Source organism: Leifsonia sp. Root227 (assembly GCF_001428745.1).
Classification (GTDB): Bacteria; Actinomycetota; Actinomycetes; order Actinomycetales; family Microbacteriaceae; genus Leifsonia.
On sequence record NZ_LMIO01000003.1, the window covers coordinates 370750 to 390039 of the forward strand.

A 19290-nucleotide genomic window follows, 5' to 3' on the forward strand; every position below is an offset into this window, starting at 1 on the left:
GCCCGATGGTCCGCTCAGCCCGACCACCCGATGAGGAAGGCGACCTGTGCCGCTGCTCGAACGCGAGAAGACCGACCGCCCCGGCTACCGTCCGTACCGCGCGACCGTCGTCGCCGTGCGGCCGCTCAGCCCGAGCTTCGTCAGGGTCACCTTCTCGTCCGACGCCTTCGACACCTTCGGCACCGACTGCCTCGACCAGCGCATCAAGATCGTCTTCCCCCTGCCGGACGGCAGCATCTCCGATCTCGGGATGGACAGCGAAGAGGCCATGCTCGCCGGCGACTGGTACGACCGCTGGCGTGCGCTCCCCGACGAGCAGCGCAACCCGTTCCGCACATACACGGTCCGCGCTATCGACCAGGATGCGCGCCTCCTCGACGTCGATTTCGTTTCCCACGGCGACGGAGGCCCTGCCGCGCAGTGGCTCGCGGCCGCCGCACCCGGCGCTGAGGTCGTCGTCGTCGGTCCTGACGCCAGGAGCATCCACTGCGGTACGGGCATCGACTGGCGCCCTGGTGAAGCGAGCGACCTGCTGCTGGTCGGCGACGAGACCGCCGCCCCCGCCATCTCCGCGATCCTGGAGTCGCTGCCGGCCGGGCGCCGCGCTCACGCGTACATCGAGGTCCCGGATGCGCGCGACGGCCTCCCGCTCGACCACCCGGCCGGATGCACGGTCACCTGGCTCGATCGCGCAGACGGCGACAACGGCTGCCGCCTGATCCCCGCCGTCGAGCAGTGGCTGGCCGCCCACCCGGAGACCGTCGCCGCCGCCGCATCCACCACCCGAGTGCAGGAGCTGGACGACGTCGACATCGACGTAGAGACCCTGTGGGAGAGCCCGGAGCAGGCTGGAACGGGCTTCTACGCCTGGATCGCCGGCGAGTCCTCGACGGTCAAGACCCTGCGCAGGATGCTCGTCACCGGCAGCGGCATCGATCGCAGCCGCGTGGCCTTCATGGGCTACTGGCGGCTGGGGAAAGCGGAGTCCTAGCCCCCGCTGCTCTGTTTGTCCGTCCCCGCGAACGTCTCCGGGTAGTTGCTGAGCCACGACCAGTGGCTGAGCGGCCAGCTCACCACGAACGCGCGGCCGACCACGTCGTCGAGGGGCACGAAGCCCTTGCCTGGGTCGTCCATGTGGTAGCGGGAGTCGGCCGAGGAGTATCGATTGTCGCCCATCACCCAGATCTTGCCTGCCGGCACCGTCACCTCGAACGGCTTGGCGGAGACCGCCTGCACACCGGCGGGCAGCAGCACGTACGGCTCTTTCAATGGAACGCCGTTGACGCTCATCTGACCGAGCGCGTTGCAGCAGGTGATTTTGTCGCCCGGCAGGCCGATGACGCGCTTCACCAGGTGCTGGTCGCTGTCGGATGCGCCGAGGCCGACGAAGTCGAGGACGGCGCCGACCGCCTTCTGCAGCGGGTTCGCGGTGCTGGGGGCAGGCGCGGGGAGCCAGCCGCCCGGGTCTTTGAACACGACGACGTCGCCGCGCTGCAGGCCGAACAGTTTCGGCTGGAACTCGTTGACGATGATCCTGTCGTTGATCTGGAGCGTGTTCTCCATCGAGCCGGACGGGATGTAGAACGACCTGACCACGAACGTCTTGACCAGGAAAGACACCAGAACGGCGACCAGGAAGATGACGACGACATCCCTGAGGAGCGTCTTCCAGGTCGACTTCTTAGCGCCGCGGCGCGTGGTGGCTGTGGTGCTTTCGGTCACAATCTTTCACCGTAGCGTGCCGACCCTGTGAGCTGCATCCGACTCCCCGTGCCCCCGCTTGGGGACCCTTGTGCGGTGCGCGCCCTGGTGAGACCATCAGAGCACGGGCGCGCCTCGTCGTACCGGCCGCCCGCGTGACGATGCGAAACGCGCTGGAACGCTCCGAGCAGTGGTCACGACGCGAACGCCCGCGCCGCGCTGGAAAAGCCTGTGCCATAGCCGTGGTCGCCGTCGCCCTGGTCTTCGGAACCCAGCAGGCAGCCTTCGGCGCTGGATGCGCGGAGGGTGACAGTGGATGCGCTGTGTCGACTCCCACGCCGACCCCAACGCACGCTCCGTCGACCGATCCGGGGGACACCGGTGACGGCGAATCGACGCCGGCTCCGACGCCCAGCCCGACAGACACGCCGACCCCGACTCCGACGCCCACGCAAACCCCCACGCCGACTCCGACATCGACCCCCACGCCCACCCCGACCCAAACGCCCACACCGACACCCACCAGCACCCCACCCACCACCCCGCCGCCGACCGACCAGATCCCGCTCGAGCCCTCTCCGGTCTTCGACAACGGCGTCACCCTCGATCAGTCGCAGCTGGAGCAGGCGGCGCAGCTCGCCAGCGACCTCGCGTCCGCTCAGCAGACTCTCGCGGACGCCACGCAGCAGTCGGTCGGCGTGCAGCGCGAGAAGGACCAGGCGGTCGCCGCCGCCGACGCGCTCGCCGCGCAGGCGAAGGCCGCGAAGAAGCAGGCGCAGCAGTCGGCGGCGTTCGCGACCGCCCTCATCCGGTCGCAGGGCTCCAGGTCGCTGACGATGGATCCGCTGACCGCGGCCCTCGCAAGCCCGGGCAACCTGCTCGACAAGCTCGGCGCCGTCGACAGGTTCCGCTCGGTGACCGCGTCCCGTGAGGCGGCGATGACGGCCGCGAAGCACGACGCAGAGCAGGCGGCAGCGCTGCACACGAGGGCGGAGAAGGCACAGCAGACCGCGGACGGCGTCGACCTCGACGGCAGCGAGCAGGCCGTCGCCGACGCGCAGACGGCGGTCGACACCGCAGAGTCGGCGCTCGCGTCGCTTCCGACCCTGCAGGCGGCCGGTGTCGGCTGGCAGGCGTTGGCCGACGTTCCGGCCGGGGTGTCCGGCTGGGTGCTCCCCGTGCACGGCCCGCTCACCGACCTGTTCGGCCCTCGTCCCTCCCGGCCGGCGGGAACCGCGCTCTTCCACCCAGGCGACGACATCGGCGCCGGCTGCCGCTCCACCATCGTCGCCGCGGCAGCAGGAACGGTCGTGGACGCTGGGCCCAACGGCTCGTACGGCAACTTCGTCATGATCGACCACGGCGGCGGCATCGACACGGCGTACGGGCACATCGTGGACGGCGGGATCGGCGTGACGGTGGGGGAGACGGTGCAGGCCGGGCAGCCGATCGCCCTGGTCGGCAGCACGGGCGCATCCACCGGCTGCCACCTGCACTTCGAGGTGCGCGTCAACGGGGTGCAGATCGACCCGCTGCCGTTCATGGCGGCCAGAGGAGTGACGCTCGGAACGCGCTGACATCCGCCCCGCGATACGTGTTCCTCCGTGTTACCAGGGTGGTCTGGCCGATTTCCGTCGCGCGGGCGTACGGTGCAGACATGACCGAACTCACCGAGCTCGTCGGGTCATGGATGCGGCGCCAGCGCTGGTACTCGACCAAGAGCGTCGAACCGCGGCTGCGGCTGCTCGCCTCCTTCGAGACCGGGCGGGCGGACGACGACGTCCGTATCGTCACGCACTTCTTCGCCGACGACGCACCGCGCACCCCTCGGGTGTACCAGGTGCCCGTCGTCGCCCGGCCACGCGCAGACGGCGACCCCGCTGCGCTGATCGGCGAGGCCGGAGGGCGGTACCTCTACGACGGCCCGGACGACGAGGCGTACGTGACGGCCCTGGTCGGCGTGATGGACGGCGCTCTCGGCGTCGACGGAAGGGATGCGGATGCGCAGGGGCACACGCTCGGCGCCCCCATCGCCGTGCAGTCGTCGCGCAAACTCACCGGCGAGCAGTCGAACACGTCGATCGTCGGGGAGCTCGTCGGCGGCAGGCTCGCGCTGATCAAAGTCTTCCGGGTCGTACAGGACGGCGAGAACCCGGACGTGTCCACCCTCGCCGCCCTCACGGCCGGCGGATCGCTGCGCACTCCTGCGCTGCTCGGCTGGCTGACCGGAAGCTGGCCGGCCCCGGTCGGCGGAGGCCGCGCATCCGGTGAGCTGGCTCTGGTGCAGGACTTCCTCAGCGGCGCGGAGGACGGCTGGGAGCTCGCGGTGAGCGCCGCCGAGCGCGGCGAGGACTTCGCCGACCGCGCCAGGGAGCTCGGCGCGGGAACGGCCGAGCTGCACCTTTCGTTGGCTGCGGCCCTGCCGACCAAGCCGGCGACGCGCGACGATGTCGCCCTCGCCCTCGACGGGATGTTCCAGCGGCTCACGATCACCTCCAGCGAGGTGCCGGAGGTGGCGGAGCTGCGGGCGGGGATCGCGGCGGTGTACGAGGTGGCTGCGGAGGAGCCGCATCCGCTGTTGCAGCGCATCCACGGCGACCTGCACCTCGGGCAGGTGCTCTATTCGGCTGAGCGCGGCTGGCAGTTCATCGACTTCGAGGGGGAGCCGCTGCGCCCGCTGTCGGAGCGGGCGATCCCGGATGCGACGATGCGGGATGTGGCGGGGATGCTGCGCTCGTTCGACTACGTCGCCGGTTCGCTCGCGCGCAGGGAGCCGCCGATCGACGCGGTCGCGTGGGCGGCGCGGGCCAGGCAGGCGTACCTTGACGGATACGCGTCGGTGGCTGGCGCAGCGGTGGCCGACCACCAGCGGCTGCTCGACGCCTTCGAGCTCGACAAGGCGGTGTACGAGGTCACCTACGAGGCGCGGCACCGGCCGTCGTGGGTGCCGATCCCTCTCGCCGCGGTGCGCAGGCTGCTTTCGACCCGCGTGGGCTGAGGTCGCGGGGCTGGCCATCTTGCACGCAAGCTTGCATGCAAGCGCGTAGACTGGTGGCATGATCCCCGCGGCAGAGCTTGCGTACGCCACCACCAAACGCCTCATCCTGAGCGGCACGGCGCCGGGTGGCACCCTCCTCAGCGAGGCGCAGCTCGGCGCGGAGCTCGGCGTGAGCCGCACCCCGGTGCACGAGGCGTTCCTGCGTCTCGCCGCCGAAGGGCTGCTCACGCTCGAGACCCGCCGCGGCGCGGTCGTGACGCCGATGTCGCCCAGGGAGGCGCAGAACGTCCTCGACCTGCGCGAGGCCATCGAGGCGAGCGCCGCCCGCCGGGTGCTGGATGCGGGTGGCCCGGACGACGCTCTCGTCACCGCCCTCGACGACGCGCTCGCCGAGCAGCGCGCGGCCATTGCGGCGGACGACGTGGAGCGCTTCGTCGAGGCCGACCAGTGGTTCCACGCGGCGATCGTGGAGGCGTCGGGAAACGACCTCGCCGTGCACTTCTTCGGGATGCTCAGGGACAGGCAGCAGCGCATCCGGCACCAGTTGTTCCGGGTGCGGCCCGGCACGCTCGGCGACTCGCTCGCCGATCACGAGGCCCTGTTCGCAGCGCTGCGGGACAACAGGGACAACGGCGGCGGCGACAACGGCGGCGGCGACAGTGCCGGCGGACGCCCGGAGCGGGGAGCCGGAATGGTGTTCGAGGAGCGCCTGCGGTCGCACATCGCCAGGAACCAGGGCGCCCTGTGAGTCGCACCACAACGCGCCCACCGTGGCGCATCGTCTTCGCGCTGATGTTCTTCTGCTCCTGGTGCGGCAACCAGTTCAGCCCGCTGCTGCTGATGTACAAGGATGTGCAGCACTACTCCGAGCTGACCGTCAACATGTTCCTCGGCGTCTACGTGCTCGGTCTCGCTCCCGCGCTGCTCATCGCCGGCCCGCTCTCCGACCGGCACGGGCGGCGTCCGCTGATGCTCGCGGGGGTGCTCACGGCGGTGCTGGCGAGCGCCAGTCTCGCTCTCGGGACGTTCGGGCCGGTGCCGATCTACCTCGGCAGGCTGCTGTCCGGCATCACGGTCGGTATCGCGATGGCCGTCGGGACGAGCTGGATGAAGGAGCTCTCCTCCCCGCGCTACGAACCCGGTGTGGATGCGGCGGCGGGCGCACGGCGCTCGTCGCTCGCGTTCACCCTCGGCTCTGCCACCGGTGCCCTGGTCGCGGGCGGCATCGCCCAGTTCACGTCGTTCGGTGAGGAGCTTCCGTTCGCCGTGCACATCCTGCTGACCCTGCCGTTCGCGTGGCTGGTGCTGCGCGCGCCGGAGACGGCGACCAACGGAGGGGAGCGCGGTCCGCTGCGCGCCCAGCTGCGCATCCCCGGGGCCGGGCACAAGCGCTTCACGCGCGTGGTGATCGTCGCGGCGCCGTGGATCTTCGCCTCGGCTGCGCTCGCATACGGCTACCTCCCCGTGCTGCTGGCGAAGCAGACCGGCGACTGGGGCCTCGGCTACGCGACGCTGCTGACCGTGGTCGCGCTCGGTGTCGCGTCGCTGGTGCAGCCGCTCGCGAAGCGGCTGCACTCGGTGTCGAGCGCGCGCGGACTGGTCGCCGCCCTCGTGGTGATAGCGGTGGGGCTGGTCGTGCTCACCGGTGCTGTCGCCTGGGGTTCGCTCTGGCTGGGCGGGGCCGCCAGCGTCGTCCTCGGCGCAGGGATGGGCGTCGCCCTGGTCTCCGGCCTGCTGGAGGTGCAGCGGATCGCGGGTCCGCGCGACCTCGCCGGACTGACCGGGATGTTCTACGCGGTGGCGTACGCAGGGTTCCTGGTCCCGACGATCATGGCCGCGCTCACTCCTCCGCTCAGTACGATCGGCCTGTTCGTCGCCCTCGTCGTGCTCGCAGCCCTCTCAGCCGTGCTGCTGCTCGCGTCGTACACCAAGCATCTGCCGCACCCACCGACCGCCTCGGCGCCGACGGCGCCCACTCCCGCCATCGGCTCCTGACGGCCGCACCCAACTCCGTCCGAGCGGATCTCGGCGCGCAACCGGCTCGTTTCTCCTTCCGGACGGAGCAACCGGCGGCGGGTTTCGCCTGGCTTCCGTCGCTACGGAGACACGCCGCGGCGCCGGAGCGTTACCCGCGCGTCCGGCGCCACGTGGGGTCGGCGCATTCGAAGCCCTGTGCCGCCTTGCCGCGATTGTCCTGCTGTCGTCCCTCGAGCGGTAGACAGACAGGGAATTCTACTGCTGAGCCGCTGAGGCTGCGGTCGTCGCTCCTACCCGGTAGCGGGCGCCGCGGTGGTTCTCCGGGAGGCGGTCGCCTGCCCCGTGCAGCTTGTGTCGCAGGCTTCCCTCCACGTACTCCTCCGGGTATGCACCGCGCTTGCGCAGCTCGGGGATGACGAACTCCACCACGTCCTCGAAGGTCCCAGGCGTGATCGCGTACGCCAGGTTGAACCCGTCGACGTCGGTGTCCTCCACCCACTCCTGCAGCTGGTCGGCGATCTCCGAGCCGGAACCGATGATGAACGGGCCGAGGCCGCCGATCGCCCCGAGGCGGCCGATGTCGCGCACCGTCCACTCGCTGCCGTCCTCGTTGGCACGCTGGTAGTTGGCGACAGCAGACTGGATGGCGTTGCTCTGCACGTTCCCGATCGGCTCGTCGAGGTCGTAGGTGGACAGGTCGACGCCCATCCAGCCGGACATGAACACCAGTGCGCCCTCCGGCGAGGCGTACGTCAGGTAGTCCTCGTATTTCGCCTGCGCCTTCTCGCTTGTCTCGTCGGTGATGATCGTGAGCAGCGTGTAGATGCGCGCGGCGTAGCGGTCGCGCCCGGCCGCTTCGAGCGCATCCCGCAGCTTGGCGACCGTCGCCTTCAGGCCCTCCTTGGTGGAGGCGGCGACGAAGATGGCCTCCGCGTTCTCCGCCGCGAACCCGATGCCGCGACTGGATGCGCCTGCCTGGTAGATCACCGGCGTGCGCTGGGTGCTCGGCTCCGACAGGTGGATGCCCGGCACCGTGTAGTGCTTGCCATGGTGGCCGATCTCGTGCACCTTCGACGGGTCGGTGAACACGCCGGTCTCGCGGTCGCGGACGACGGCGTCGTCCTCCCACGACCCCTCCCAGAGCTTGTAGAGCACTTCGAGGTATTCGTCTGCCTGGTCGTAGCGGTCGTCGTGCTGCAGCTGGTCTTCGTGGCCCATGTTGCGCGCGGCGGACGGCAGGTAGCCGGTGACCACGTTCCAGCCGATCCTGCCGTTGGTCAGGTGGTCGAGCGTCGACATCCGGCGCGCGAACGGGTATGGATGCTCGTACGCCGTGCCCGCCGTGATCCCGAACCCGAGGTGCTCTGTGACGAGGGCCATCGCGGACACCAGCAGCACGGGGTCGTTCACCGGCACCTGGGCGCCGTGCCGGATGGCGGCCTCGTTCGATCCGCCGTACACGTCGTATGTGCCGAGTACGTCGGCGATGAAGATGCCGTCGAACGCGCCGCGCTCCAGCAGCTTGGCGAGCTCCGTCCAGTATGTGAGGTCCTTGTAGCGCCAGGCCTGGTCGTCCGGGTGTCGCCACATGCCGGAGGACTGGTGGGCGACGCAATTCATGTCGAAGGCGTTGAATCGGATCTGACGGGTCATGAAGCCAGGATGGGGGACGACCGTCCCCGACCGCACTCCGGCCGAAACCTGGCGTAAAGAAGAGTGGACGGCCGCGTCACTCGCGGGTCGCGCTCCGCGTCACTCGCGCGTCACTCGCCGCGGAACTCCGGCTTCCGCTTCTGCTGGAATGCGGCGAACCCTTCGCGGTAGTCAGCCGTGGCGCGCAGTTCTTCCTGTGCGCGGTTCTCGGCGGCGACCGCATCCCACAGCGCGAGCTCGCCGTCGCGGATGGCGGCCACGATCCGCTTGCTCGCCAGCAGGGCCGCGGTGGCGCCGGATGCGGCGGTCGCTGCGGCCGCATCCACCGCCTGCTGCAGCTCGCCGGCAGGAAGCGCCCTGCTGAACAGCCCGGAGGCGACCGCCTCCGTCCCGCTCATGAGCCGCCCGGTGTAGATGAGGTCGAGCGCCTTGTGGGCACCGAGCCGCGAGACGAACAGGGAGTGCCCTCCCGAGTCGAGGAGCGCCCCGAGCGCCGCGAACGGCGAGCCGATCTTCGCGTCCTCCGCCACGTAGACCACGTCGGTGGCCAGCAGCAGACCGAGGCCGACGCCGAGGGATGCGCCCTGCGCCGCCGCGAAGGTCGGCGCGGGGAAGGCGCTCATCCTGCGCAGCAGCGGCGTCACCAGGCCGTCGAGGTAACCGCTGACGTCGTCGGTCGCCGGGTCGACACCAGCGATGTCGCGCCCGGCGCAGAACGCACGCCCCGTGCCGCTCAGCACGAGCGCGCGCACCCCGGCCGCCTCGGCCTCCTGGTATGCGGAGGACAGCTCGCGCAGGCCGGTCTCGTCGAGCGCGTTCAGCTTGGCGGGCGCGTCCAGGGTGACCCTGGCGATCCCGTCTGCGATGGCGAGGTCGATCATCGGTGCTCCCTAAACGTCGTAGTTCACGACGACGCGGTCGGTCAGTGGATGCGATTGGCAGGTGAGCACGTAGCCGCGCTCCAGCTCCTCCGGTTCGAGGGCGTAGTTCTCCGTCATGCGCACGTCGCCGGTGACGAGCCGCGCCCTGCAGGTGCCGCAGACACCGCCGGCGCAGGCGAACGGCACGTCCGGCCGCACCCGCAGGGCGGCGTTCAGCACGGACTCGTTCGCATCCACCGGAGTGTCGACCGTCGAGGTCTGGCCGTCGAGCGTGAACTCGATCTGCACGGTCTTGTCGCCCTCGCGAGCGACGACGGGGTGACCGGCGTCGCCGGTGACCTGCCCCGGCTCGCCGGTGGTGAACAGTTCGAACCGGAGGTGCGAGCGGTCGACGCCGACGGACTCCAGCACGTCCCGGCAGAGCTGCACCAGCTCGAACGGGCCGCAGAGGAACCACTCGTCCACCGTGGCGGGCGGGATGAGCACGTCGAGCATCCGGCGGAACCGCTCCTCGTCGATGCGGCCGGACAGCAGCGGCGCAGAGCGCTGCTCGCGGGAGAGCACGTGGTGCAGCGCGAGCCGCGACGGGTACCGGTCTTTCAGATCGGCCAGCTCTTCCAGGAACATGACGTCGATCGCCGTCCTGTTCGTGTAGACGAGCGTGAACTGCGAGGTGTCGGACGCCGACAGGATGCTGTGCGCGAGCGACATCAGCGGCGTGATGCCGGAGCCGGCGGCGATCCCGACGATGTGCTTGCCGTCGAGGCTGCCGAGGTCGGTGGTGAACGTGCCCTGCGGACTCATCACGTCGATGCGGTCGCCCGGCTTGAGCTCGCTGGTGGCCCAGGTGGAAAACGCGCCGCCGAGGTCGCGCTTGATCGCGACGCTGATGCTGCCCGCCCGACCATCGGTCGGACGCTGCGGCGGCCGGCAGATCGAGTAGCTGCGGCGCAGCTCGCGTCCGGACACGGTGGCGCGGAGGGCGACGTGCTGCCCCGGCTGGTAGTCGTACTCGCCGCGCAGCGCCTCCGGCACGGCGAACGTCACCTCGACACTGGCCGCGGTGAGCGGCCGCACGTCCGCGACTGCGAGCGTGTGGAATCGTGCGCGCGCCATCACAGCACCTTGAAGTAGTCGAACGGCTCACCGCACGCGCGGCACTCGTACAGCGCCTTGCACGATGTGGAGCCGAAGTGCGAGAGCTCGCGGGTGTCGAGCGACTGGCAGTTCGGGCACTTCACGGCCATCCGGATGCGTACCGGCCCGGAGGCCACGGCGGCGGCACCGGTCGGCGGCGCGATCCCGAATTCCGCGAGCGCTGCTTTGCCCTTGTCGCTGATCCAGTCCGTTGTCCAGGCGGGGGAGAGCGCGAGACGCACCGTGACGGGACCGAAGCCGGCGGCGGTGAGCGCCTGCACCACGTCGGCGCGGATCGTCTCCATGGCCGGACACCCGCTGTACGTCGGGGTGACGACGACGTGCACGCCGTCGTCGGTGACGGTGACCTCGCGCAGTACGCCGAGGTCGTCGATCGTGAGCACGGGCACCTCAGGATCCACGACGGCCGCTGCCACGTTCCAGGCGGTGTCCGCCTCGGCGAAATGGCCGCTCACCAGGTGGCTCCGGGGAACTGCCTGGCGAGCACCTGCATCTCGGCGAGCATCGGCCCCAGGTGCTCCGAGTGCCGTCCGTGCCTCCCGCCGCCCGAGGCGGTGAACACGGCCGGCAGTTCCAGTCCGGTCTCGTCGAGCACCGGTCGGATGCTCGCGTCGAATGCCGGACGCAGCGACGACGGACGCGGCGCGACGTCCTCGAGCCGGTCGAACAGCTCGTCGTCGGTGAACAGCTCCTCGACGTACGGCCACAGGTCGAAGAGCGCGGTGACGGTGCGGCGGCGCGACTCGTCCGTGCCGAGCGCGAGGCGGAGCATCCACTGGTCGGCGTGGTCGCGGTGGTAGTCGACCTCCTTGACCGCCTTGGCCGCGATGGCGGCGAGGGTCGGGTCTGCGGAGGCGCGCAGCCGCTCGTACAGCTCGAAGAGGTAGTGCGAGACGGCGAACTGCCGCACGATGGTGTGCGCGAAGTCGCCGTTCGGCTGCTCCATCAGGTGCGCGGAGCGGAACTCGTGCTCGTCGCGCCAGTAGGCGAGGTCGTCCTCCGACCGGCCGGATGCGGTCCCCGCGTAGCGCAGGAGGGAGCGCGCGTGCCCGAGCAGGTCGAGCGCGATGTTGCCGAGCGCGACGTCCTCCTCCAGCTCCGGTGCCCGGGAGATCCAGGAGCCGAGGCGCTGCGAGAGCACGAGGGCGTCGTCGCCCAGCCGGGTGGCGTACTCGGCCGTGTCCGGCCCAGCGAGCTCGTCGCCCGCGATGAACTCGCTGTCGAGGGAGACGGCGGAGAGTTCGATGTGACCGTGCTCCGGCTCGGTGGTGGGCTCTGTCACAGGTGCTTCACCCCCTCGCTCTCGGTGTAGTAGGTGGCGTGGCGGTAGTTCTTCCCGGAAGGCGACTCGAAGAACGCTCCCTTCGCATCCGGATCGCTGGCGGTGATCGCGTCGGACGGAACCACCCAGATCGAGACGCCCTCGCTTCTGCGGGTGTAGAGGTCGCGGGCGTTGCGCACGGCCATCGTCTCGTCCGGCGCGTGCAGGGAACCGACGTGCACGTGGCTGAGCCCGCGGCTCGAGCGCACGAAGACCTCCCAGAGCGGCCAGATCTCCGCGTGGCCGGCGTCCGGCGTGCCGGGGGCGGCCATCAGGCGACCGCCTGTCCGGGAGAGGCAGCGTCGGCCTGCGCTGTGTCGGCTTGTTTGGCGGCGTACGCCGCGGCAGCCTCGCGCACCCAGCGTCCGTCCTCGTGCGCCTCGCGGCGGCGCGCCATCCGCTGCGCGTTGCACGGCCCGCGGCCGGCGAGTACCTCCTGGAACTCCGTCCAGTCGATCGGGCCGAGGTCGTACGCCTGGCGTTCCTCGTTCCAGCGCAGGTCGGGGTCGGGCAGCGTGACGCCGAGCACCTCGGCCTGCGGCACGAGCATCCCGACGAACCGCTGGCGCAGGTCGTCGTTGGAGAAGCGCTTGATCTTCCACGCCATCGAGCGGGCGGAGTTGGGGGAGTCGTCGTCCGGCGGGCCGAACATCATCAGCGACGGCCAGTACCAGCGGTTCACCGCATCCTGGGCCATCTCGCGCTGCTCGGCCGTCCCGCGCATCAGCGTGAGCAGGATCTCGAAGCCCTGCCGCTGGTGGAACGACTCCTCTTTACAGATGCGCACCATCGCGCGTCCGTACGGCGCGTACGACGCGCGGCACAGCGGCACCTGGTTGCAGATCGCAGCGCCGTCGACCAGCCAGCCGATCGCGCCCATGTCCGCCCAGCTCAGCGTGGGGTAGTTGAAGATCGAGGAGTAGCGCGCTTTGCCGGCGATCAGCTGCTCCGTCATCTCGTCGCGGGTGATGCCGAGGGTCTGGGTGGCGGAGTAGAGGTAGAGGCCGTGGCCCGCCTCGTCCTGCACCTTCGCCATCAGGATGGCCTTGCGCTTGAGGCTCGGGGCGCGGGTGATCCAGTTGGCCTCCGGCTGCATCCCGATGATCTCTGAGTGCGCGTGCTGGGACATCTGCCGGATGAGGGTCTTGCGGTAGTCGTCCGGCATCCAGTCGCGTGGCTCGACGCGGGAGTCGGTGTCGAGGAGTTCGGCGAAGCGAAGCTCTTCCGGTGTGCGCTCCTGAGGGAGCGGCTCTGCCGTGATGGTCATCGTCGACCCTTCCGAATTACTAACTGATCGTTCGGTTAGTATATAGTCTGGAACACGGTCCGGCAAACGCGGCGGGGCCGGCGACGAGGAGGTCGGAATGACGCACGCGCCCGCCAAGGCGATGATGGAACGCGACAGAGCATCCCGCGCCCTCGGCATGGTCGTGGAGCAGTCGGAACCCGGCAGCGCCACCGTCCGGATGCTCATCCGCGACGACATGCTCAACGGCTTCGACGTCACCCACGGCGGTTTCGTCTTCTCGCTCGCCGACACGGCGTTCGCGATCGCCTGCAACGAGGACGAGCGGGTGACCCTCGCATCCGGAGCCGACATCGTCTTCCTCAAACCGACCACGGCCGGCCAGACCCTCACCGCGACGGCGCGGGTGCGGGCGCGCAGCGGCCGGACCGGCCTCTACGACGTGAGCGTGACCGACGACGACGGCGAACCCGTCGCGGAGTTCCGCGGGCGCAGCCACACCACCACTCGCACCGCCTAGCCCACCCTTCCCATCCCCATCCTCACCAGCACGACAGCACCAACGGAGGTCCCGATGTCGACGACGACACCGACCAAGCCAGCATTCCGCCCGCCGGCGGCGGACGAGCTCGATCAGGAGGAACGGCTCGACCGCGACGCGCTTCGCGCTCTGCAGCTGAAACGCCTGCAGTGGACGGTGCGCCACGCATACGACAACGTGCCGCTCTACACCGCCAAACTGGATGCGGCCGGCGTGCGGCCGGACGACATCCGCACGCTCGACGACGTGGCCATGCTGCCGTTCACCACCAAGGAGGACCTGCGGCAGACGTACCCGTTCGGCATGTTCGCCGTTCCGATGGAGCGCATCGCGCGCATCCACTGCTCCTCCGGCACCACGGGGCGCCCGACGGTCGTCGGGTACACCGCAGGCGACCTCGACCGCTGGGCGTCGCTCGTCGCCCGCTCTCTCCGTGCTGCAGGGGTGCGACCGGGGATGCGCGTGCACAACGCGTACGGCTACGGCCTGTTCACGGGCGGCCTCGGCGCCCACGCCGGCATCGAGAAGCTCGGTGCGACGGTCATCCCGATGTCGGGCGGTCAGACCGCCAAGCAGGTGCAGCTCATCCAGGACTTCGAGCCGGAGGTGATCCTGTGCACGCCGAGCTACCTGCTGACGATCGCCGAAGCGATGGTGGAGGCGGGCATCGACCCGCGCTCGACCTCCCTGCGTGCCGCAGTGCTCGGCGCTGAGCCGTGGACCAACGCGATGCGGCTGGAGCTGGAGGACAGGCTCGGCATCGACGCGCTCGACATCTACGGGCTCAGCGAGGTGATGGGGCCGGGCGTCGGCAGCGAGTGCCTGGAGACGAAGGACGGCCCGCACATCTGGGAGGACCACTTCCTGCCAGAGGTGGTCGACCCGGAATCCGGCGCCGTGCTGCAGGACGGCAGCCCGGGCGAGCTGGTGTTCACCAGCCTCACCAAGGAGGGTTTCCCCGTGCTGCGCTACCGCACCCGCGACCTCACCAGGCTGCTGCCTGGCACGGCCAGGCTGGGGATGCGCCGCATCGAGAAGGTGACAGGCCGCGACGACGACATGATCATCCTGCGCGGCGTGAACCTGTTCCCGACGCAGATCGAGGAGCTGGTGCTCGGCATCGACGACCTCTCTCCGCACTTCGTCCTCGAACTGACCCGCCCCGCGACGCTGGATGTGCTGACCGTGCGCATCGAGTCCCGCCCTGGCGCCGACGCGGATGCGGCGGACAGGGCGTGCGCGCTGCTGGTGCAGCGGGTGAAGGAGCGCATCGGAGTGACGGTGAACGTGGCGCGCGAGGAGCCGGGCAGACTGGAGCCGAGTGCGGGCAAGCAGCAGAGGCTGTTCGACCTGCGGTAGGCGCATCCGCGGCATGCCAGACTTGAGGGCTATGACTGAGACCGAGATCCGACGGGGCCGCCCCGGCTACGATCAGCGCGGCATCCTCGAGGTCTCCGTCGCGGCTTTCAACGAGCACGGCTACGACGCCACCTCCATCGGGATGCTCGCCGAACGGCTCGGTCTCTCCAAATCGGCCATCTACCACCACGTCTCGTCCAAGGACGAACTGCTGGAGCTGGCGCTCGGCGAAGCCCTCGACAGCCTGGAGGGGGTCCTCGCCGAGGACGGCGCGACGACGGGCGACGCCGCCGACCGCCTCGCCCACGTGCTGCGCGGTGCGGTGCGCGTGCTCGTCGACAAGCTGCCGTACGTGACGCTGCTGCTCCGCGTTCGCGGCAACACCGAGGTGGAGCGCGCCGCCCTGGCCAGACGCCGCGCCTTCGACCGCGCGGTCGCCTCCCTCGTGGTGGAGGCGCGCGATGCCGGCTCCCTGCGCGCCGACCTCGACCCCGGCATCGTCTCGCGGCTCCTCTTCGGCATGATCAACTCGATCGCAGAGTGGTACCGTCCAGGCGGCCAGGAGGACGCCGACCAGCTCGCCGCCGACGTCCTCACCGTCGCCCTCGACGGCCTCCGCGTGAAGTAGTCGCGAGTCCGTCCGCCTGAGCCGACTCCGTCCCGACGGAGAACGCCGCTCCTCCGTCGATCGAGGAGTCTTCGGCGCGCACTCTTCGTGCCAATGAAATTATGAATAAAAATCCGGTGTACTGTATGACCTACTCTTGACGAAGAACATGAGGGTGGAGAGTATGACTGGGACAATCTCCGTGCGGGTCGATGAACTGCGAGACGGCGCACGCGTCCTGGGGACGATGCCGGCTGCGCCGCGGAGCGTGACGGTCGGCATGGGGGACCTGGGGAGCGCCAGAGCGGATGCGGCGTTCGAGCGGTACTACCCGACGTGGTCGTCGGAGTGCTCGGCGGCTGTGCGGAGCGTCGAGAGACTGGCCGCACTGCTCGGCGCGGCGGCGGACACGTATGTGCGACGCGACACCGAGGCGGCGAGAGGTTTTGCGGGAGGCGCTCGTGCGTTCTAGGGTGACGGACTGGTCGCCCGTCGAGTTCGACGACGACCCCACTCCGGGGAATGTGGACGTGGTGGACTCCTTGACGATGGACTTCCGGGCGCGTGGCGCGTGGTTCTGGTCCATCTCAGGACTTCTGAGCGCTGTTGGCATGCAGGTGGGGGCTCCGGCCTGGTCGGGTCTTGCCGGACAGGCGTTCCGTGCACGGTTGAGCGCCCTCCAGGTCGCCATCGACCAGGCGTCGAAACGGAATTTCGAGGCCGGTGATGCCAGCCAGAAGTGGGCGGAGGCGATGTTCGCCGCGCAGTTCGATGCGGATCGGGCACTGCGTGCTGCGGAAGAGGCGCAGGCGGAGATCGCGGTGGCCGAGACGTCGATGCTGGCGTTGGCCGGTTCCTGCGGTCAGGCCATCGTGGCGGTGGAGGAGATGACGCACCTCTTCTCCACGTATGCGAACACCACGCCCCCTCCGAAAACCCAGGTTCCGTCGCTGGCCGAGGTGGTCGCGGCGAAACAGCACGCGGAAATGCTCCGGTCCGACCGCGACCGGGCCGCGAGGACCCTGGAGGAGGCGCAGGAGCGGCTGGAGCAGGCTCGTGCGGATGCCCGCACCGCTCAGTGGGCGTTCGGCGACGCGGAGACCCGCTTCGCCGCGGCGATCGAGCGCGTCGCTTCCGCCTCCCCGGACTCGCTGTTCGGGGATCTTCAGGAGTTCACCGCCGCCGTCGGGACGCTGACCACGATGGAGAAGGTCACCGGGTCCGGCGGCGTCACGCTGCTGTCGATGCTCGGTCGGCTCCCGCTCGACCAATTGAAGGCCCTCCTGGCCGGCGATCCTGCGCTGGCGCAGCAGTTCTGGGAGAACCCTCCGGCGCCCGAGGCGGTGGCCGGGTGGTGGCACAGCCTCGACGCGAAGAGGCGAGCGGCCTACATCCAGGCCGTCCCCGGGATCATAGGCAATCTCCCCGGGGTGCCGTACAAAGACCGGAACACCGCGAACCTGATCAGCTACGAGGCGGCGAAGAAGGACCCTAGTCTCACTGATGCCCAGCGCGCCGTGATTGCAGCGATGAAGAAGGCGCTCACCCCTCCCGATAAGGATGTTCCCGTTCAACTGGTGGCGTTCAACTTCTTCGCAGAGCCTCCGATGCTCGCTGTCGGGTACGGGGACCTCGACACCTGCTGGCCGACGACCTGGTGCGCGGGCGGGATGGGATTCGGCGCCGAAGATGCCTTGGAGGATTGGAGTACCGCGGGCAAGAACCTGTGGAGAGCTCAGTCCGATCTCGGTGGCTCGAACTCGGGAGTGGTGGCAGCCTTCGAATACGACAACCCCGACGCTATGGGCGTGAATTTCAGCGACGCGGCGAAGAACGGTGCAGCGCGGTTGGCGGCGGAGCTCGATGGCAACGCCGAGGTGCGCAACGGCTTCTCGTCTACGTACTCGCCGATCTCCGTCACCGCGCATTCCTACGGCACGACGATGGCCTCGATCGGGCTGACGCTGGTGAAGACGAAGATCGACTCGTTCGTGATGGTGGGTTCTGCGGGCATCGACACCTCCGTGGTGCGCTCGGTGTCGGCAATCAGGGCGGATCGTGTGTATACGACCGCTGCGTCTCCGGACCAGCTCGCCCCGTTCGGGGCCGCGTTTTCGGGACGTGCCAACCCGAATCCGGACCTGACGCTGCCGTTCGGCGAGTCGTTCGGGGGTGCCCAGTCGTTCAATTCGGACGGTGATGGGAAGGATCTGCTTGCGGTGGATGGGCACAACCCGATCGGTACGTCGGACAGGTCCACGCTGGGGTGGATTGGGAACACGGAACCGTCCGAAGGACACGGGTACTACGACCGGAACACCCAGTCCCTCCAGAACATTGCGGCGGTCACGACGGGCAAGTTGGAAAAGCTCAGTGGTCCGCTGACGGATACCGGCAAGAAGGCCGCGGAACACAATCGGCAGGCTGCGGCGAACCTTGAGCGTCTGTCCCGGCAGGTGGGTTCGGGTCGATGACCCGCGTCTTCCGCGCCCTGATGGTAGCTGCCGTCACGACTCTTACTCTTGGAGGTTGCACTATGCCGTCGAATTATCCTGATTCTCGCAAGACTGGGCAGGAGTTGCGTATCGAGACCATCGCGGCGATGGAAGCTGCGATCGCCGCTTCGGGATTTCCCGATGGCTGGGGTTTCGATCTCGGCCCGGACGCCGCACAATGGGACCCCGCTGCGGAGGAGTTCATCGGTGCGGGTTGCGCCACCCGACCCGGCAACCGGGGCCAGCTCTTCCAGGTCGAACTCTTTCATGCGCCGGACGGGGATCCGGTTGCATTCGCCATGAAGATGGGTGAGTTCTGGAAAAGCCGGGGCTACACCGTGACGGCAGTGGGCGATATCGATCGCGGGGCGCGGCACTTCACGGAACTTCGCGCAGACCGCAGTGACGGCAGCCTTTACGCGGGCGTGACTGCGCACACAACGGCGTTCAATCTCGGCGTGTACTCCGAGTGTACGACTGATCCCAGTCTGGAGAAGTTCGCCGGCCCGAACGGGTATCGCTCGTTCGATTGGAACGACCCGAATCCGTATCGTCCGACGAACACCCCGAGCATCACCCCGTACCCCCGACTGACGGTGCGCGGTCCGATGGCCGTGTTGGTGACGATGAGCTCCACGGCTGCTTGCGTGAACGTGGGGGTGGACCTTGAGCGTCTGTCCCGGCAGACGGATTTGAGTCGATGAACCGCGCTGTCCGCGCCCTGCTGGTCGCTGTCGTCACAGTTCTTACTCTTGGAGGTTGCGCTATGCCGTCGAAGTATCCTGATTCCCACAAGACGGGGCAGCAGCTGCGTATCGAGACCATCGCGGCGATGGAAGCTGCGATCGCCGCTTCAGGGTTTCCTGACAGGTGGAGATTCGGCCTCTTGCCCGATGCGGCGGAATGGGATCCTCCTACTGAAGAGTTCATCGGCGCAAGTTGTACGACCGGGCCAGGCAACCGCGGCATGCTCTTCGAAGTCACCCTCCGTCACGCGCCGGACGGGGATCCGGTTGCGTTCGCCAGGAAGATGGGTGAGTTCTGGGAAAGCCAGGGCTACAGTGTGACGGCGGTCGGAGATATCGACCGCGCGTCTGAGCACGACACGTCCTTTCGCGCTGATAGGCACGACGGCAGCCTCTATGCCGCTGTCTACGCCAACACGATCTCTTTCAATCTCAGCATCTACTCCGAGTGCTCCACTGATGCCAGCTTGGAGAAGTTCGCAGGCCCGAACGGGTATCGCACCTTCAACGAAACTGACCCCAACCCGTACCGTCCGACGAACAGCCCGAGCATCACGCCGTACCCCCGCGACTGACGGCGAAAGCCCCCCAAACGCGCCCCCGCCGC

The 19290-nt window shown here is 69.1% G+C and carries 20 protein-coding genes; 12 read left to right on the forward strand and 8 right to left on the reverse strand.

What is annotated here, in order from left to right:
- Positions 1-46: 46 nt before the first annotated feature.
- The gene (locus tag ASE16_RS11840; RefSeq protein WP_055895151.1) at positions 47-991 is read left to right on the forward strand and encodes a siderophore-interacting protein; all 945 of its coding nucleotides are present in this window, start codon (positions 47-49) and stop codon (positions 989-991) included.
- Here the strand turns inward: ASE16_RS11840 and lepB are convergent.
- The gene (lepB, locus tag ASE16_RS11845; protein WP_055895153.1) at positions 988-1722 is read right to left on the reverse strand and encodes a signal peptidase I; all 735 of its coding nucleotides are present in this window, start codon (positions 1720-1722) and stop codon (positions 988-990) included. The two genes, ASE16_RS11840 and lepB, sit on opposite strands and share 4 nt — an antisense overlap.
- 302 nt (positions 1723-2024) lie before the next feature.
- Between lepB and ASE16_RS20260 the strand changes: the two genes are divergently transcribed.
- The 4 genes from ASE16_RS20260 to ASE16_RS11865 all read left to right on the forward strand — a co-directional run bounded on the left by ASE16_RS20260 (position 2025) and on the right by ASE16_RS11865 (position 6694).
- Positions 2025-3278 carry a M23 family metallopeptidase gene (locus tag ASE16_RS20260; RefSeq protein ID WP_268765810.1) on the forward strand — a complete coding sequence of 418 codons (1254 nt, stop codon included), beginning with the start codon at positions 2025-2027 and terminating at the stop codon, positions 3276-3278.
- Between the two features lie 80 nt (positions 3279-3358).
- Positions 3359-4699 (forward strand): maltokinase N-terminal cap-like domain-containing protein, encoded by a 1341-nt coding sequence (locus tag ASE16_RS11855; protein WP_055895155.1) that lies wholly within the window; start codon positions 3359-3361, stop codon positions 4697-4699.
- 58 nt (positions 4700-4757) lie between these two features.
- The gene (locus ASE16_RS11860; protein ID WP_055895157.1) at positions 4758-5447 is read left to right on the forward strand and encodes a GntR family transcriptional regulator; all 690 of its coding nucleotides are present in this window, start codon (positions 4758-4760) and stop codon (positions 5445-5447) included.
- Positions 5444-6694, forward strand: coding sequence for an MFS transporter (locus ASE16_RS11865; RefSeq protein ID WP_055895159.1), 1251 nt, complete (start codon positions 5444-5446; stop codon positions 6692-6694). Before ASE16_RS11860 ends, ASE16_RS11865 begins: the two co-directional genes overlap by 4 nt.
- Before the next feature lie 237 nt (positions 6695-6931).
- Here ASE16_RS11865 and ASE16_RS11870 read toward each other — a convergent pair whose 3' ends face one another.
- The 7 genes from ASE16_RS11870 to paaA all read right to left on the reverse strand — a co-directional run bounded on the left by ASE16_RS11870 (position 6932) and on the right by paaA (position 12956).
- Complete coding sequence (locus ASE16_RS11870; RefSeq protein ID WP_157480348.1) at positions 6932-8329, reverse strand: LLM class flavin-dependent oxidoreductase; 1398 nt, start codon at positions 8327-8329, stop codon at positions 6932-6934.
- Between the two features lie 110 nt (positions 8330-8439).
- Entirely contained in the window at positions 8440-9210 is a 771-nt protein-coding gene (locus ASE16_RS11875; RefSeq protein WP_055895163.1) for an enoyl-CoA hydratase/isomerase family protein, read from the reverse strand.
- Between the two features lie 9 nt (positions 9211-9219).
- The gene (gene paaE, locus ASE16_RS11880; RefSeq protein ID WP_055895164.1) at positions 9220-10326 is read right to left on the reverse strand and encodes a 1,2-phenylacetyl-CoA epoxidase subunit PaaE; all 1107 of its coding nucleotides are present in this window, start codon (positions 10324-10326) and stop codon (positions 9220-9222) included.
- Positions 10326-10823, reverse strand: coding sequence for a 1,2-phenylacetyl-CoA epoxidase subunit PaaD (gene paaD, locus ASE16_RS11885; RefSeq protein ID WP_055895165.1), 498 nt, complete (start codon positions 10821-10823; stop codon positions 10326-10328). Before paaD ends, paaE begins: the two co-directional genes overlap by 1 nt.
- Positions 10820-11650 carry a 1,2-phenylacetyl-CoA epoxidase subunit PaaC gene (gene paaC / locus ASE16_RS11890; protein ID WP_055895167.1) on the reverse strand — a complete coding sequence of 277 codons (831 nt, stop codon included), beginning with the start codon at positions 11648-11650 and terminating at the stop codon, positions 10820-10822. Before paaC ends, paaD begins: the two co-directional genes overlap by 4 nt.
- Positions 11647-11961: a 1,2-phenylacetyl-CoA epoxidase subunit PaaB gene (gene paaB / locus ASE16_RS11895; protein ID WP_055895169.1), complete on the reverse strand. Its 315-nt coding sequence runs from the start codon at positions 11959-11961 to the stop codon at positions 11647-11649. The genes paaC and paaB overlap by 4 nt, the downstream gene beginning before the upstream one ends.
- Entirely contained in the window at positions 11961-12956 is a 996-nt protein-coding gene (paaA, locus tag ASE16_RS11900) for a 1,2-phenylacetyl-CoA epoxidase subunit PaaA (RefSeq protein ID WP_055895171.1), read from the reverse strand. The genes paaB and paaA overlap by 1 nt, the downstream gene beginning before the upstream one ends.
- A 97-nt stretch (positions 12957-13053) precedes the next feature.
- Between paaA and paaI the strand changes: the two genes are divergently transcribed.
- The 7 genes from paaI to ASE16_RS11935 all read left to right on the forward strand — a co-directional run bounded on the left by paaI (position 13054) and on the right by ASE16_RS11935 (position 19258).
- Positions 13054-13455 (forward strand): hydroxyphenylacetyl-CoA thioesterase PaaI, encoded by a 402-nt coding sequence (paaI, locus tag ASE16_RS11905; protein ID WP_055895173.1) that lies wholly within the window; start codon positions 13054-13056, stop codon positions 13453-13455.
- 54 nt (positions 13456-13509) lie between these two features.
- The gene (paaK, locus tag ASE16_RS11910) at positions 13510-14835 is read left to right on the forward strand and encodes a phenylacetate--CoA ligase PaaK (protein ID WP_055895176.1); all 1326 of its coding nucleotides are present in this window, start codon (positions 13510-13512) and stop codon (positions 14833-14835) included.
- 31 nt (positions 14836-14866) lie between these two features.
- Positions 14867-15463 carry a TetR/AcrR family transcriptional regulator gene (locus ASE16_RS11915; RefSeq protein WP_055895177.1) on the forward strand — a complete coding sequence of 199 codons (597 nt, stop codon included), beginning with the start codon at positions 14867-14869 and terminating at the stop codon, positions 15461-15463.
- A gap of 163 nt (positions 15464-15626) precedes the next feature.
- A complete protein-coding gene (locus ASE16_RS11920) occupies positions 15627-15914 on the forward strand; it encodes a hypothetical protein (protein WP_157480350.1) in 288 nt (95 codons plus the stop codon).
- A gap of 1 nt (position 15915) precedes the next feature.
- Entirely contained in the window at positions 15916-17916 is a 2001-nt protein-coding gene (locus ASE16_RS11925) for an alpha/beta hydrolase (protein ID WP_055895181.1), read from the forward strand.
- Positions 17917-17978: 62 nt separating this feature from the next.
- Entirely contained in the window at positions 17979-18641 is a 663-nt protein-coding gene (locus ASE16_RS11930) for a hypothetical protein (RefSeq protein WP_055895182.1), read from the forward strand.
- Positions 18642-18703: 62 nt separating this feature from the next.
- The gene (locus tag ASE16_RS11935) at positions 18704-19258 is read left to right on the forward strand and encodes a hypothetical protein (RefSeq protein ID WP_055895184.1); all 555 of its coding nucleotides are present in this window, start codon (positions 18704-18706) and stop codon (positions 19256-19258) included.
- The last annotated feature ends 32 nt before the right edge of the window (positions 19259-19290 follow it).

Coding starts and splice junctions, on each gene's coding strand:
- ASE16_RS11855 (WP_055895155.1), top strand. CDS start 3,359: ATGACCGAACTCACCGAGCTCGTCGGGTCATGGATGCGGCGCCAGCGC.
- ASE16_RS11860 (WP_055895157.1), top strand. CDS start 4,758: ATGATCCCCGCGGCAGAGCTTGCGTACGCCACCACCAAACGCCTCATC.
- ASE16_RS11870 (WP_157480348.1), bottom strand. CDS start 8,329: ATGACCCGTCAGATCCGATTCAACGCCTTCGACATGAATTGCGTCGCC.
- ASE16_RS11875 (WP_055895163.1), bottom strand. CDS start 9,210: ATGATCGACCTCGCCATCGCAGACGGGATCGCCAGGGTCACCCTGGAC.
- paaE (WP_055895164.1), bottom strand. CDS start 10,326: ATGGCGCGCGCACGATTCCACACGCTCGCAGTCGCGGACGTGCGGCCG.
- paaB (WP_055895169.1), bottom strand. CDS start 11,961: ATGGCCGCCCCCGGCACGCCGGACGCCGGCCACGCGGAGATCTGGCCG.
- paaA (WP_055895171.1), bottom strand. CDS start 12,956: ATGACCATCACGGCAGAGCCGCTCCCTCAGGAGCGCACACCGGAAGAG.
- paaI (WP_055895173.1), top strand. CDS start 13,054: ATGACGCACGCGCCCGCCAAGGCGATGATGGAACGCGACAGAGCATCC.
- paaK (WP_055895176.1), top strand. CDS start 13,510: ATGTCGACGACGACACCGACCAAGCCAGCATTCCGCCCGCCGGCGGCG.
- ASE16_RS11915 (WP_055895177.1), top strand. CDS start 14,867: ATGACTGAGACCGAGATCCGACGGGGCCGCCCCGGCTACGATCAGCGC.
- ASE16_RS11920 (WP_157480350.1), top strand. CDS start 15,627: ATGACTGGGACAATCTCCGTGCGGGTCGATGAACTGCGAGACGGCGCA.
- ASE16_RS11930 (WP_055895182.1), top strand. CDS start 17,979: ATGCCGTCGAATTATCCTGATTCTCGCAAGACTGGGCAGGAGTTGCGT.
- ASE16_RS11935 (WP_055895184.1), top strand. CDS start 18,704: ATGCCGTCGAAGTATCCTGATTCCCACAAGACGGGGCAGCAGCTGCGT.